The organism is Pseudomonas sp. LFS044 (assembly GCF_047978245.1).
Lineage (GTDB): Bacteria > Pseudomonadota > Gammaproteobacteria > Pseudomonadales > Pseudomonadaceae > Aquipseudomonas.
The window spans coordinates 214,039-228,291 of sequence record NZ_JBFPFX010000001.1; the positions used below are offsets into that span (position 1 = coordinate 214,039).

The window sequence follows — 14,253 nt, forward strand, 5'->3', positions numbered from 1 at the left end:
GTTCAGGTCACAACCTGATAGCAAGGCACGTACGCCGCGCCACCCGGCAGCTTCATCCGGTGCTGGTCGACAAACGCCTGCAACAGGCGCCCCAGCGGCTCCAGAACCGCACTGTCACCGCGTATCTGGTACGGCCCGTGTTCTTCGATCAAGCGGATGCCCTTGTCCTTGACGTTGCCCGCAACAATCCCGGAAAACGCCCGACGCAGGTTGGCGGCCAGCTCATGCGGCGGCAGCTCGCGGCGCAGGGCCAGTTCGGCCATGTTGGCGTGGGTCGGGTCGAACGGGTGCTGGAAGCCCTCGTCGATCTTAAGCAGCCAGTTGAAGTGGAAGGCGTCGTTGCGCTCACGGCGGAACTGCTTCACCTCCTTGAGCCCTTCGACCATCTGCCGTGCTACTTCGGCCGGGTCATCGATGATGATCTGGTAGTGGCGCTGGGCGGCTTCGCCGAGGGTGGCGCCGACGAAGGCGTGCAGCTGCAGCAGGAACGGCTCGGCACTGCGCGGCCCGGTCAGCACCACCGGGAAGGGCAGGTCCTGGTTGTCCGGGTGCATGAGGATGCCGAGCAGGTAGAGGAACTCTTCGGCCGTGCCGGCGCCGCCGGGGAAGATGATGATGCCGTGGCCGACACGCACGAAGGCTTCCAGGCGCTTCTCGATGTCCGGCAGGATCACCAGCTCGTTGACGATCGGGTTCGGCGCCTCGGCGGCGATGATGCCCGGCTCGGTAAGGCCCAGGTAACGGCTGCCGTGCATGCGCTGCTTGGCATGGGCGATGGTCGCGCCCTTCATCGGGCCTTTCATCACCCCCGGGCCGCAACCGGTGCACACGTCCAGCTTGCGCAGGCCCAGCTCATGGCCGACCTTCTTGGTGTACTGGTATTCCTCGGTGCTGATCGAATGGCCGCCCCAGCACACCACCATCTTCGGCTCCACGCCCGGGCGCAGGGTGCGGGCGTTGCGCAGCAGGTGGAAGACGTAGTCGGTGATGCCCTGGGAGCTTTCCAGGTCGATGCGCTGGCTGGCCAGCTCGCTTTCGGTGTAGACGATATCGCGCAGGGCGCTGAACAGCATTTCGCGGGTGCTGGCGATCATTTCGCCATCGACGAAAGCGTCGGCTGGGGCGTTCAGCAGCTCTAGGCGCACACCGCGGTCTTGCTGGTGGATACGCACCTCGAAGTCCCGGTAGGCTTCGAGGATGGTCTTGGCATTGTCGACATGCGCGCCGGTGTTGAGGATGGCCAGGGCGCACTGGCGGAACAGGGTGTAGAGGCTACCGGTACCGACTTCGCTCAGTTGCTGGACTTCACGTTGCGACAGCGTCTCCAGGCTGCCTTTGGGGCTGACGGATGCATTGATGACATGGCGTTGGGGCATCTAAGTCTTTCCTGTGCAGGTAAAACATCCTTCTCAGACAACACCATAAGTCATGCGAAGAGCTTTTGCACACCCAGCGTAATCGCCATCCCGCCGCCCACCAGCCACAGGTTGAGAATGGCCCCGGTGACCAACGCCCGTGGCCCGGCCTGGCGAATCTGGCTGAAGCGGGTTTCCATGCCCAGCGCGGTCATGGCCATGGTCAGGGCGAAGGTGTCCAGGCCGTTGACCGCCTGGGTCACGCTGCCCGGCAGCACCTGCAGCGAATTCACCAGCACCAGGCCCAGGAAGCCGAAGGCGAACCAGGGCATGGCGATACGGCCATTGCCTTGCGCCTGGCCCGGCTGGCGCGAACGGCTGATCCACAGGCCCACCACCAGCAGCACCGGTACCAGCAGCATCACCCGGGTCATCTTGACGATGGTGGCGATGTGCGTGGCTTCGGGGCTGACGTTGCTGGCCGCGCCCACCACCTGGGCCACCTCGTGAACGGTGCCGCCAAGGAACAGGCCGGCGCCCAGGGTATCCAGCGGTAGCCAGCCGGCATTGATCGCCAGCGGGTAGAGGAACATCGACAGGGTACCGAACAGCACCACGCTGCCTACGGCCATGGCGCTCTTGTGTGGCGCGCTGCGCAGGGCCGATTCGAATGCCAGCACCGCAGCGGCGCCACAGATGGCGCTACCGGCGGCGGTCAGCAGAGCCGTGTCGCGGTCCAGCTTGAGCAGCTTCATGCCACACCACAGGCCGATCAGCAGGGTGCTGACTACCACCAGCAGCGACACGGTCAGCCCGGACCAGCCGACTTCGGCAATTTCCTGCAGGCTCACGCGCAGGCCGAAGAACGCCACGGCAATGCGCAGCAGCCCACGGGCAGAGAAGTTGATGCCCGCCGCCCAGCTGGCCGGCACGCCGTCACGCAGGGCATTGCCGTACAAGGCGCCGGCGACGATACCGACAATCAGTGGGCTGATGCCCAGGTTGGCGATGGCAGGCAACGCCGCCAGCTGAGTGACGGCGAATGCGAACAGTGCGACGAACAGGATGCCATTGAGCCGCCCTCGGGTGGAGAGGGTAGGGGCAAACGCAGGGTTGGACGGAACCGTGGCCATGTGAGTCCTCCGGGAAATGTGTTTCGACAGGGACTACTTTATTTTGGTTATAAGCTTATAAAAAATCGTAATTTAGGATGCCAAGTATCCGTTTAGCTGATACTTTTGCAAAATGACCCCGGAACAGCTGATAACCTTCGCCACCGTTGCCGAGCACGGCAACATCAGCCATGCGGCCTTGGCCCTGCATTTGTCGCAGCCGGCTGTCTCCGGCCAGCTCAAATTGCTGCAGGAGGCGTTTGGCGAGCCCCTTTACCAGCGCGCCGGGCGGGGCGTGCGGCTGACGGCTGCAGGTGAACAACTGCTGGCCCATGCCGAGCGCCTGCGCGAAACCTTCCGCCAGGCCCAGGTGCTGCGCGAAGCCATGCGCGGGCTGGAGCGCGGCACCCTGCGAATTGGCGCGAGCACGACCCCCGCGAGCTACCTGCTGCCTTACCTGATCGCCGACTTCCATGCCCGTTATCCCGATGTGCTGGTTACCACCTCCCATGGCAACACGGCGGAAATCGTCGCAGCGCTGGACAGTGTCGATATCGCCCTGATCGAAGGCCCGCCTGGCCAGGAGTTGCCGCTAGGCACCGGCGTTACGCCTTGGCGTGAGGACGAAATCGTTGCCATCGTGCCCAGCGGCCATCCGTTGCTAGCGGATCAGCAGCAACCGCTGGAAGCACTGGGCCGCTACCCGTTGGTGTTGCGCGAGAGCGGCTCGGGGGGGCGGCAGATCGTCGAGCGGGCGTTTGCCCGCAGTGGTGTGGCGATGCGCGTGGCGCTGGAGATCGCTGGGGTGGAAGGGGTAAAGGAAGCGGTGCGGGCGGGGATGGGCATTGGCTTTGTGTCGGCGATGTCGATCCGGCATGAAGATGGCGCGCTGCGGCGTCTGCACATTGCGCCGCAGCCGTTGGTACGGCGCTTTTCGATCCTGCTGCCGCATGCCGCCACACCCTCGCGGGCGGCGGCGCGGTTCATGGAGCTGTGTGTCGGCGCGTCAAAACCCTGAAGACCTGCCCCTTGCCTAGCGGCGCCTGATGAAGCAGAGCTGCGGCGGTTTGCTGAGCAAATCAGGGCGCATAGGTACAAGTTGCTCATAACGGTAATGGCTTATACAGTTTTCGTTGTTGCGCCCAAGCGATGGGCGGTGATAAACGAGAGCCACTAGGCTTTGTATGAAGAACCCCGTGTAGGAGCTGGCTTGCCTGCGATCGGCTGCGAAGCAGTCGTAAAATCGGTATCTGCGCAGTACCAGACAGACTGCGGATAGAGGATTTACGACTGCTTCGCAGCCGATCGCAGGCAAGCCAGCTCCTACACGGGGAGCGCGATATGCGATATTTCGTACAGCGCCTGGCGAGCGGCACGCCCAACAGCCCTGGAAGATTCCCATGCAAGAGTTGCCTCCTGACGAGACAATCCGCGCGGCATTGCGCAAGTCCCATGCTCGGCTGCACAAGCAGCACGAGCTGGTGGTTGAGTACGGGGTGAAGTCATTGAAGTCGACGGATCTCGATGCCTTGCTGACCCACGCTTGTGAAGTGGTCGCGCAGGGCATGCAGACCCGCTTCGCCAAGGTGCTGACTCCGGTACCCGACAGCGATACGTTCCTGTTGTCCCACGGCGTCGGTTGGGATGAGGCGGATATCGGCAGCGCCACGGTCGGCGCCGATGAAGCCAGCCCTGCAGGGTATGCCATCGCCACCTACCGGCCCGTGCTGTCCAACCACCTGGGCCAGGAGCACCGCTTTCGCACGCCAGAATTGCTCAAGAAGTACGGCATCGAGCGGGCTATCAACGTCCCTATCAGGGGGGCGCTGACGCCGTTTGGCGTGCTTGAGGCGGACAGCAGCAATGGCGACGACTTCATCGAAAGCGATCTGGTCTTTCTGGAGGGCATTTCCAACGTCATCTCCATGGCCCTTGAGCGGCTGGCATCCGATGCCGATGCCGAATTGCCCAACCCCTATTCGGAAAGCATGCTCAATGCCAGCCCGGATTGCGTGAAGGTGTTGTCCACCAGCGGTGCAATCGAGTTCATGAATGATGCAGGGCTCTGCCTGATGCATATCGACGAACTTGCGCAGGTGCAAGGGTTGCCGTGGGCGCAACTCTGGCCCGACGAGTCCAGGCCGGTCGTGCTGGAGGCCCTCGACAAGGTGGTCGCGGGCGAGTCCACCCGGTTCGAGGCTTTTTGCCCGACCGGGCCGGCAGAACCTAAGTGGTGGGATGTCACGGTGGCGCCCATTCTGGGCGCGGATGGCCGCGTAGAAAAGCTCATCGCCGTCTCCCGGGATATCACCGAGCGCCATCATCACGAAGCCCGGTTGTTGTCCCTGATCGAAGCACAGAATACCCGGCTCGATAGAAGTGACCTGCATCTGGAAGAAATCCACCACCGCGTCAAGAACAGCCTGCACCTGGTCAATACGCTACTGCTGCTGCAGGCCAACCTGACGCCAGACGAAGCTGTGAGGATCCAGCTGGAGACGGCGGCGGGGCGGGTGGTGACCATCGCCAGTGTCCATGAACGGCTTTATCAAACCGCTGAGGAACGGGACGTGCTTGTCACCGACTACCTGAGCGCCTTGCTGGCGGACCTGGGTAAAGCCCTGGCCGATCGCAAGATTACGCTAGAAGCCGATGCGTTCATCCTACCCCCCGGCCGGATGGCACCGTTGGGCATGGTGATTTCAGAACTGATCACCAACGCCTTGAAGTATGGCAAGGGCACCATCGCAGTCCGTGTGGAAGACGCGGATGATCATGCGCTGATTTCGGTGACCGATGAGGGAGAGGGGTTCCCTGAGAACTATCCCAAGCCGACGGGGACCGGGCTCGGCATGCGGCTTGTCAAAAGCTACTCGGGTTACGGCAGCACGGCAATTTCGGTGGACAGGCAGCTTGAAAAAAGCACTATTCACGTACGTTTCAAGCTGTGAAGTGAAAGGGCCAGGGATGTTCCATCAACCCTGGCCCGAGGCAATCAGCGATCGTCCTTGTTCATCCCACTGTCTTCTTCATCATCAAGCTCGGTGCCAGGGTCCATGCCCTGTTCACGGTCGCCGTCCGAACGGCTTCCCGCGCCATGGCCACCCATCCCGCCTTGTTGTCCCGCGCCGCCAGAGCGCTGCGGGTCGTTTGCCCATTTGTCATCTGGGGTTTGGCCACCTTGCTGGCCAGGCTCGGACGTATGCTGTGGATTGTCCTTGCCAGCGGATTGCCCACCTTGCCCACCTTGGCGGCCAGATTCCCAGGCCTGGTTCGGATCGTTGGTGACCTGGTCCGGGTTCTGTTGCGGCATGCCGCCTTGTTGTCCGCCTTTACCTTGATCGTTAGCCATGATCGTGCACCTCGTGAAGTTCACACAGAAAGGCTGTGTTCAATTCCGACGCTGGGGGCGAACGGCTTGCTCCCATAACTTTCGTATTAACGGACGAGGTGCACGAAAGAACTGAAAGCCGGACGTATTGCGCCGTAAAAGCCTCCAGCCCAACAAGCCGGGCGGGGTATATGGCGTGTGGCTCAGGCCACCTTGAATACATGCTTCAGGTACGCCACGAAGTTTTCGTCACGGCACTGGGTCTTGCCCGGGCTGTCGCTGATCTTCGCCACCGGGGCGCCGTTGCAGGCGGTCATCTTGATCACGATGTTCATCGGCTCGACACCGGGAATATCACACGTCAGGTTGGTGCCGATGCCAAAGCTCACGTTGATCCGCCCGTGCAGGGCACGGTACAGCCCCAACGCCTTGGCAAAATCCAGCCCATCGGAAAAGATCAGCGTCTTGCTGCGCGGGTCGATCCCCAGCCGTTCATAGTGGGCAATGGCCTTTTCAGCCCACGCCAGGGGGTCACCTGAGTCGTGGCGCAGGCCATCGAACAGCTTGCCGAAGTACAGGTCGAAATCGGCCATGAACGCCTCCATGGTGATGCAGTCGGTCAGCGCGATACCCAGCAAGCCGCGGTATTCCCGTACCCAGCATTCCAGCGCGGCAACCTGGCTGTCGACCAGCCGCGGGCCGAGCTGCTGGTGGGCCATGAACCATTCGTGGGCCATGGTGCCGATGGGTTTGAGTTCATACTCGCGGGCCAGGTGCACGTTGCTGGTGCCGACGAAGCGGCCTGGGAAGTCGCGCTTGAGGGTGTGCACCACTGCTTCCTGCACCCGGTACGAAAAGCGCCGCCGCGTGCCGAAATCGGCCAGCTGGAAGCCCGCCAGCTCATCGGGGCTGGCTTCGGCCTTGAGCCAGTCGAGCTTCTGGTACAGCCGCTCGCCCACCTGCTCCATCACCACCTCGCGGTAGCGGTAGCGGTTGCGCACTTCGCTGATGATCGCCAGCAGCGGGATCTCGTAGAGAATCACATGCAGCCACGGCCCGCGCACGCGGATCGCCAGTTGCCCCGCGTCATCCAGGCCAACCTGGACGTAGCGCAGGTTGAAGCGGAACAGGCTGAGGAAGCGGATGAAGTCCGGCTTGATGAACGGGATCTTCTCCAGGTACGCCAGCTGGTCGTGGGTGACCGTGACCTCGGCCAGTTGCTCCACCTGGTAGCGGATTTCCGCCAGGTAAGGGGCGAGGTCCTCGCCATTGCGGCAGCGAAATTCCCATTCCACCTCGGCATTGGGGTAGTTGTGCAGCACCGCCTGCATCATGGTGATCTTGTAGAAGTCGGTGTCCAGCAGGTTCTGGATGATCCGTGGGCCGAAAACGCTGTCGCTCATGGGCGGGCTTCCTTGATCAGAGAGAGCTGGTAGTCGAGCGCGGCCTCGTCGCCGCAGAGGATAACCCCTTCGGCAGCCAGCGCTCCGCAGGCGGTGATTGCGCCTTGCTGGGTCAGCGCGCGGCAGGCGGGCAAGTACAGCAGCACCTGGAAGCCTGCCTGGCGCAGTTGCTGGGCGGTGGTCTTGACACAGTAATCCAGGGCCAGGCCGCCAACGATCACCGCGCCTACCTGCTGCACCTTGAGGTACTCGATGACACCGGTGGAACGCCGTTCGGCCAGGTCGTGGTAGCACGCGCCGTAGGGGTGCAGGTCCGGTTCGACGCCTTTCCACACGAAGTAGTCGTAGTCGATGGGGGCCGGCAGCCCAGGCAGCAGTTCGAAACCCGGGGTGCCTGGCACGCAGTGGCTGACCCAGGTCAGGTCGGCGTTGGGCAGGGCCAGCGGCTGCAGCATTTGCGTAGGTTCTGACACCACCCAGGCGGCATTGGCCGGGTGTGCGTCCTTGCTGCCCAGGCGCAAGTCGGCGCGCAGGGCCATGGTGTTGAGGTCGGCGGCGATCTCATTGCCCTCGGGTACCGGCAGTTCCTGCGGGGCGTTGGCGGTGAAGCCGTTTTGCGCGTCGACATCGAAACTGGCGATTTTCATGAGGCACTCCTCGCTGGATTTGCTACATAATTCATCTGGTGTAGTAAGTGTGTCAAGCACAATCTACAGCGCAGTTCGAGCTTGCATTACTTAAACGCTCTGGTGGATTATTGCGGCATTAAACTGTGGAGGCTCCTGGTGAGTACAGCCGAAGTCCTGGCCAGCGTCGATATCGTCGCCTTGCGCCTGGCCCCCGAAGCCCAACACCTGCAAGTGTTGTTGCACCGCCGCGAGCGTGAGCCGCATGCCGCCCAATGGGCGCTGCCCGGCGTGATCGTCAACGGCCGCACCCCGGACACCAGCCTGGAGGCCGCTGCCGAGCGGGCCTTGTGTGAAAAGGCCCAGGTGTTGCCGCGTTACCTTGAGCAGGTCGGTACCGAAGGCAATGCCTTCCGAGACCCGCGCGGCTGGTCATTGAGCACCTACTACCTGGCTTTGCTTGACCCCCAGCAGCAGGTCGAGGGTGACACGTTGGCTTTTTTCGACCTGGACAGTGTGTTGGGCCGCAAAGTGCTGCTGCCGTTCGATCACAACCTGCTGGTGGAGCGCGCCCGCGAACGGTTGGCGAGCAAGACGGTGTACAGCAGCTTGCCGCTGAATCTGCTGGGTGAAAAATTTACCGTGCTGGACGCGTTGGGGGCAGTGCAGGCGTGCCTGGGGCAAGCGGTGAACAGCACCTCGCTGCGCAAGCGCCTGGAACGCTTGCGTGAGCTGGGCTGGGTGCGCGATACCGGCGAGAAGAACCAGCCTCGGCTCGGCCGGCCGCAGCAGCTGTATCAGTACTCACCACCAGGCGAGCGGCCGTTCATGTTCGACCGCAGCCTGTTGCCGGAAGGGGTGTGAGGGCGGGTTGCTCACGCAGTGCGTTTCGCCATGCAGGCGCGTTGCGGATGCGTGCACATTCTGCATTTCATGACAATTGATCAGCTTTTTGTACCAACCGGTACATTCTGCGCGTAGAATCGCCGGCAACCGGCAATTGTCCTACAAAACTATTCAGCGGAGTTCTGAGTTGATGCGCGCGGACCCGAGTCGCCTGACCGCAATCGAGCACAAAATGCTGCTCGAGGACCTCAGCAGCAGCTCCACCCAAATTGAAGACCTTCTGGAACACATCGTGTGCGGGCAATCCACCTTGGTTGAGCTTGTGAATCTGCTCGGCCCTTTTGCGCAATGCGAGGCTCAAGGTGATGTGCAATTACCCCTGTGGAAGTTTTTTTACACAGAGCGCGGCTTTGAGCTGAGCGATCCACAAGTATTGTCGGTGGCCATCGATGTGAAGGGCTGCGTCAGCGTTTTTGCGCTGGTCTAGTTAACCAGGAATTGATCGCCCCTGGCTTCGTATACACCTCCAAGGCTAACCGATGCACCGGCGTTTAGCTGAGTTAGCCTCTTTGGGAAACAGTCTCGCCTTGCACGCGACCTTTTCGAAGAATGGTGCGTGGACGTGACGCTGAATCGATCACATGGGCACAGGGGCGGGGCCCTTCACGCCTGTGGGGCAGGCCTGAAGGGCTCGGGTCGCCCTCAGCATTGATCCCAGCTTCTCTACCTGGCAGTCAAAAAGCACAGGAAGGCTAGTGCGATGGCGGTAAGTAGCACGACCCCAAGCACCGTATACGCTGGCAGGGCAAGAAGATTGCCGCAGGTGATGGCCAGGGCAGCGCAACCCATTTGCATGAAGCCCAGCAACGCGGAGGCTGCTCCAGCTTGCTTAGCAAACGGATGCAGGGCGATAGCGGTGCCGAGTGGGTTGAACAGCCCCATACCGAGCAGAAAAATGCTCAGCGCGAAGCAGAAGTATTTGAAGTCCATTGGCCCCAACAGCAGCATCACGCTGGCAGCAAGCGCGACAACCAGGCCGATCCGGGCAGCTGTGATTTGGCCAAAGCGGTTGGCCAGGCGAGGTGCTATCAAGCCTGCGGTGAAGACGATCACCACAGTCGTCGCGAAAAACAGTCCGAACTGCAGCGTTGACAAGCTGAACCCTGTTAGCAGCACCGCTGGAGCCATAGCGAAGAACGCGTACAGTGCGCCGATCACCAAGCTCACTGCCAGGGCTGGGGCCATCAGGCTGCGGTCGTTGATTAGGGCTGCGTAGCTGCGAAACACGGCTGCCACTGACAGCGGCGAACGCCTGTCCGGCAAATGCGTTTCGCCCAAGCGCGTGCGATAAATCACCGCGAGTATCAACGCCACTGTCGCAATGATGATGAACAGGGCTCGCCAGCCCAGAGCGTTACTCAAAATGCCGCCGATCAGCGGGGAAAACCCCGGCGCAGCAGCCATGGCAACCATGGTCAGGGAGAGCGCGCGTGCCAGCTCGGCACCGTCATACAGGTCACGAGCAATGGCACGCGACAGAACCGCTGTAGCGCACACGCCCAGTGCCTGAATGCTTCGTCCAGCGATGAGCGCCGGCAGCGAATCTGCCAGTGCGCACACGACGCTTCCGAGCATGAAGATGGCCAAGCCGGACAGCACCAGGCGCTGCCGCCCAAAACGATCCGATAGAGGGCCCACGACCAACTGCCCCAGTCCGAACACCAGGAAAAAACTGCTCAGCGTGCCACTCAGTTGGCTGATCGATGCCCCGAGGTCGCGGGCCATGGAGGGGAACGCAGGCAAGATGATGTTCGTGGCCAGTGCCCCCATGGCCGCCAGCGCTGCCAAGAGCAGAACAGCGCCAGAGTGCAGTGTCGTGACGTTTGAAATGCGGCGCGAGCCGTCACCTCTGAATACGGTTACCTGCGGCATTTGGTCGTCGCTCATGCGCTGTCTGTCTCAAAGAAATGAATTGGGTGGCTGCGCCAAGGCGTCGTTGAAAGCTGGCCATGCTGGCCGTCGACGCCCCACGGCGGGTTGCCCTTCGTCGGCTCACTGCTTGGCTGGAGCAGCTCAAGCCAGGAAGGGCTTGCTGCGATGCCGTTGCTTGATTATTGTATCTACAACATTTGTATATGCAACTATCTAGGTGGAGGTAGGCGATGGGAGGCATAGACCAATCCGCACGCTGGCTTGCAGAAGAGCAGAGGGTTCGAGCTCGCCTCTTGCCTCCTGGCGTGGCATCCGCCGAGCAGCTCACGGGCCATTCCGGCATGGAATTAGGGCAGCAGTTGGGATGGGATGCGTACTTTTATAGTATCTTTGCGCGAACCATGGATATGCAGGAGTTTACGGCTGTCGCGTTGAGGGCCTTGCGCGAACTACGGTTTGATTTTTTTGCCTACGGCATGTGCAGCGTGACTCCGTTCATGCGGCCCAGGACTTATATGTATGGCAATTATCCCGAGGACTGGGTGCAGCGATATCAGGCGGCTAACTACGCGGTGATCGATCCCACGGTGAAACACAGCAAAGTATCGTCGTCCCCCATTTTGTGGAGCAATGAGTTGTTCCGTGGGTGCCCGGATCTGTGGTCCGAAGCCAACGACTCGAATTTACGCCACGGCCTGGCACAGCCCTCGTTCAACACCCAGGGGAGGGTTGGGGTGTTAAGCCTGGCGCGCAAGGATAATCCCATCAGTCTTCAGGAATTTGAGGCGTTGAAGGTGGTGACCAAGGCGTTTGCCGCAGCGGTCCACGAGAAGATTTCCGAGCTGGAGAGCGACGTGCGTGTGTTCAATACGGATGTGGAGTTCAGCGGTAGGGAATGTGATGTGCTGCGCTGGACGGCCGACGGCAAGACCTCGGAGGAAATCGGCGTGATCATGGGGGTGTGCACCGATACGGTGAATTACCACCACCGCAACATCCAACGCAAAATCGGCGCCAGTAACCGCGTGCAGGCAGTCTCTTACGCCGTCGCGATGGGCTATATCTGAATGGAGGTGTTCAACGCGATTTTCGATGGCGTACTCCCACAGCCTCGGTAGTGCGGGCCGAAGGGAAAGTGATACAGGCAGGGCGGCAAGTTGCTCTAGCAGAGGGTCGCATTGTTGGCCCTGACGGCAAGCTTTATGCGCACGCAACTACAACGTGCTTGATATTTGAACACCGGGCCTGAAGCAGGTTAGGTCAGTCGCGCAGCTTATTATTAACTGGGAGTGTCATATGAAGTATGTAGCCTTTGGAAGTACCGGTCTGCGGGTTTCCCAAGTAGCCCTGGGCACTGGTAATTTCGGTACTGGCTGGGGTCACGGAGCTGATGCTGAGGTTAGCAAAGAGCTCTTCAATGCCTACGTTGAAGCAGGCGGCAATTTTATTGATACCGCTGACATCTATCAGTTTGGTCAGTCCGAGCAGATTCTAGGCAATTTGCTGAAGGGCCGTAGAGAAGACTTTGTCTTGGCCACAAAATATACAAACGGTGCTGAGCCCAACGCAAATCTACTGGTTACAGGCAATAGCCGAAAGGCGATGGTTGCATCAGTTGAGGCGAGTTTGAAGCGTTTGGGTACAGATCGCATCGATATGTACTGGGTACATCACCCAGACGGTGTGACGTCTGTTGATGAGATCCTGCGTGGTCTCGATGATCTCGCCCGGGCCGGCAAGATCCTGTACGCAGGCCTGTCGAATTTCTCGGCATGGCAGCTCTCAAGGGCTGTGACGATAGCTGAGCTTACCCGCTCCCTGCCAATTGCTGCAGTCCAATTTGAGCATAGTTTGGTGCACCGCGAACCCGAGGCGGATATTTTCCCCGCATCCCAGGCATTCAACCTCGGCATGGTAACGTGGTCACCTCTGGGTGGTGGGTTGCTTACCGGGAAATACCGCAAAGGCGAAGCTGGGCGGGCTGAAGCCCTTGGTGGGAAAGTCTTTCAGCCGGAAAACTCTGCTCAGCGAACGCAGGTATTGGACACCGTGATCAAGATCGCCGATGAGCTTGACACCACCCCAGGCCAGGTTGCACTCGCCTGGGCCGGTACTCATGGCTCCGTACCTATCATCGGGCCGCGCTCGCTATCTCACATGGCGGAAAACCTTGGCGCTTTGAGCTTGGCCATGTCGCCGGAACAAATTGATCGGTTGGATCTGGTGAGCAGCTTGAACCCTTCCGCGCCAGCAAGAACTCCAATCGCATGGGGTGGGAAATAATTCAACGCCTGTTGCTTCAGCGTGAGCGCATCGGTCGGTTGTTGCTTGTTGCCCAAAGGGTTGTCAGATATATTTGCATATACAACTGTTGTGGGTGCAAGTTTGTTCTATGGAAAACATCCGTAAGCCTCAGGGCTGTACCAACCTGAAACTTAGGCAGCTCACTCGAATGGTGACTCGCCATTACGATGGCTACGTAGCTGCAACGGGCCTGAAAAATACCCAGTATGCACTGCTGTCTTATGTCGCAAGGCTTAGCCCAATCCGGCCAGGTGACCTCGCTAAACGCATGCAGATGGATGCATCGACGCTGACTCGAAATACTCAGCCTTTGGTAGCGCATGGGTGGATTGAAGTCCAACCGGGTACGGATGCCCGGAGCCGTGTGGTTGTCATCACTGAAGCGGGCCGTGAAAAGCAGGCAGAGGGTCAGCGGGCCTGGAGGAAGGCGCAAAATGCGCTCAACGCTAAACTCGGATTAGAAACTGTCGCAACCTTGCACGAAATATTAGATGCCGGCATTCAATGCCTGGATGACGACGAAAGCCCTGAACTTTAATTCGGAGCAGAAGGTTCATTAAGGGGCTGGTGGCGGCAATTACCGGCCGCCACCAAGGCTTCCAAGGGCCGGGTATAGTTAGCGCAGACTTCCCCGTATTTTCTCGCGCAAGCTGTGTTCGTAGCCGTCCTGGAGTTTCACCTTCTCAGCCAGGTTCGGCAGCAGGCTGCGGGCAATCACGATGATGCCGTCGCGGTCACCAATAATGGCATCACCTGGGTAGCAAACGACATTACCGCAGGCAACTGGGACGCCGACCTGCCCTGGGCCCCATTTTGAGGGGCCGGCTGGGTTCACCGCACGGGCATAGATAGGCAGCCCCATGCTGTCGAGTTCTTCAATGTCACGTACCGCGCCATCGATGACGACCGCAGCAACCTGCTTTGCCAGGCAGATCTCCCCGAGCAGGTCACCGAAAACAGAGCGGTTCACTTCACTGTTGCCGTTGATCACCAGCACATCGCCTGGCTGCGCTTCGTCCAGCGCACGATGAATCGCGAGGTTGTCACCCTCGCGAGTGTTGAGCGGCAGGATGGTGCCGTAAAACGCAGGCTTGCCTGCGGTGTGGCGAATGGCCGAAGCCATCATGCCCATCCGGTGGAGTACGTCGCCGATGAGTGCTACTGGGTAATGCGAGATTTCCTCGATCAACGCCAGGTCAGCTCGCTCCCAGGTGGCGTTAACACTGATCGAGTCATCGGACACATTGATGAACATAGGATACCTCCAGTATCGGAAAAAGGCTTAGCTGAACGACTTCGGCACAGGCTGGTTAACTGGGTGGGCAGGTGCTCCGCCCTTCAACA

The 14,253-nt window shown here is 60.4% G+C and carries 14 protein-coding genes and 1 pseudogene; 8 read left to right on the forward strand and 7 right to left on the reverse strand.

The window, feature by feature from the left end:
- Positions 1-2 precede the first annotated feature (2 nt).
- Together ppnN and ACNQPL_RS01085 are read right to left on the reverse strand one after the other, a co-directional pair.
- Complete coding sequence (gene ppnN / locus ACNQPL_RS01080) at positions 3-1,376, reverse strand: nucleotide 5'-monophosphate nucleosidase PpnN (RefSeq protein WP_346612263.1); 1,374 nt, start codon at positions 1,374-1,376, stop codon at positions 3-5.
- A gap of 50 nt (positions 1,377-1,426) precedes the next feature.
- Entirely contained in the window at positions 1,427-2,488 is a 1,062-nt protein-coding gene (locus tag ACNQPL_RS01085) for a YeiH family protein (protein WP_416465378.1), read from the reverse strand.
- A gap of 112 nt (positions 2,489-2,600) precedes the next feature.
- On the opposite strand from ACNQPL_RS01085, the gene ACNQPL_RS01090 reads away from it, so the two are divergent.
- Positions 2,601-3,485, forward strand: a complete 885-nt coding sequence (locus ACNQPL_RS01090; RefSeq protein ID WP_416465379.1) for a LysR family transcriptional regulator — start codon at positions 2,601-2,603, stop codon at positions 3,483-3,485.
- Between the two features lie 382 nt (positions 3,486-3,867).
- On the forward strand, positions 3,868-5,418 hold the full coding sequence (locus tag ACNQPL_RS01095) for a sensor histidine kinase (protein WP_416465381.1): 1,551 nt from the start codon (positions 3,868-3,870) through the stop codon (positions 5,416-5,418).
- 44 nt (positions 5,419-5,462) lie between these two features.
- Here the strand turns inward: ACNQPL_RS01095 and ACNQPL_RS01100 are convergent, their stop codons facing one another.
- The 3 genes from ACNQPL_RS01100 to ACNQPL_RS01110 all read right to left on the reverse strand — a co-directional run bounded on the left by ACNQPL_RS01100 (position 5,463) and on the right by ACNQPL_RS01110 (position 7,848).
- A complete protein-coding gene (locus tag ACNQPL_RS01100) occupies positions 5,463-5,819 on the reverse strand; it encodes a stress-induced protein (RefSeq protein WP_416465383.1) in 357 nt (118 codons plus the stop codon).
- A 182-nt stretch (positions 5,820-6,001) separates the two neighbouring features.
- A complete protein-coding gene (gene pncB, locus ACNQPL_RS01105; protein WP_346612268.1) occupies positions 6,002-7,201 on the reverse strand; it encodes a nicotinate phosphoribosyltransferase in 1,200 nt (399 codons plus the stop codon).
- The gene (locus ACNQPL_RS01110) at positions 7,198-7,848 is read right to left on the reverse strand and encodes a nicotinamidase (RefSeq protein WP_416465385.1); all 651 of its coding nucleotides are present in this window, start codon (positions 7,846-7,848) and stop codon (positions 7,198-7,200) included. The genes pncB and ACNQPL_RS01110 overlap by 4 nt, the downstream gene beginning before the upstream one ends.
- 138 nt (positions 7,849-7,986) lie before the next feature.
- Between ACNQPL_RS01110 and ACNQPL_RS01115 the strand changes: the two genes are divergently transcribed.
- Both ACNQPL_RS01115 and ACNQPL_RS01120 read left to right on the forward strand, forming a co-directional pair.
- Positions 7,987-8,691 (forward strand): NUDIX hydrolase, encoded by a 705-nt coding sequence (locus ACNQPL_RS01115; RefSeq protein ID WP_416465387.1) that lies wholly within the window; start codon positions 7,987-7,989, stop codon positions 8,689-8,691.
- Between the two features lie 172 nt (positions 8,692-8,863).
- Positions 8,864-9,160, forward strand: coding sequence for a hypothetical protein (locus tag ACNQPL_RS01120; protein ID WP_416465389.1), 297 nt, complete (start codon positions 8,864-8,866; stop codon positions 9,158-9,160).
- Between the two features lie 236 nt (positions 9,161-9,396).
- On the opposite strand, the gene ACNQPL_RS01125 is transcribed toward ACNQPL_RS01120, so the two are convergent.
- Complete coding sequence (locus tag ACNQPL_RS01125; RefSeq protein WP_416465391.1) at positions 9,397-10,620, reverse strand: multidrug effflux MFS transporter; 1,224 nt, start codon at positions 10,618-10,620, stop codon at positions 9,397-9,399.
- A gap of 215 nt (positions 10,621-10,835) precedes the next feature.
- Here ACNQPL_RS01125 and ACNQPL_RS01130 point away from each other — a divergent pair, with 215 nt between their 5' ends.
- The 4 genes and pseudogenes from ACNQPL_RS01130 to ACNQPL_RS01145 all read left to right on the forward strand — a co-directional run bounded on the left by ACNQPL_RS01130 (position 10,836) and on the right by ACNQPL_RS01145 (position 13,447).
- Complete coding sequence (locus tag ACNQPL_RS01130) at positions 10,836-11,672, forward strand: autoinducer binding domain-containing protein (protein WP_416465393.1); 837 nt, start codon at positions 10,836-10,838, stop codon at positions 11,670-11,672.
- A gap of 47 nt (positions 11,673-11,719) precedes the next feature.
- A pseudogene (locus ACNQPL_RS01135) lies at positions 11,720-11,854 on the forward strand (PaaI family thioesterase); the annotation flags it as partial.
- A gap of 47 nt (positions 11,855-11,901) precedes the next feature.
- On the forward strand, positions 11,902-12,888 hold the full coding sequence (locus ACNQPL_RS01140; protein WP_416465395.1) for an aldo/keto reductase: 987 nt from the start codon (positions 11,902-11,904) through the stop codon (positions 12,886-12,888).
- A 109-nt stretch (positions 12,889-12,997) separates the two neighbouring features.
- On the forward strand, positions 12,998-13,447 hold the full coding sequence (locus ACNQPL_RS01145; protein ID WP_416465397.1) for a MarR family winged helix-turn-helix transcriptional regulator: 450 nt from the start codon (positions 12,998-13,000) through the stop codon (positions 13,445-13,447).
- Between the two features lie 78 nt (positions 13,448-13,525).
- Here the strand turns inward: ACNQPL_RS01145 and ACNQPL_RS01150 are convergent, their stop codons facing one another.
- On the reverse strand, positions 13,526-14,164 hold the full coding sequence (locus ACNQPL_RS01150; RefSeq protein ID WP_416465399.1) for an RraA family protein: 639 nt from the start codon (positions 14,162-14,164) through the stop codon (positions 13,526-13,528).
- Positions 14,165-14,253: the final 89 nt, after the last annotated feature.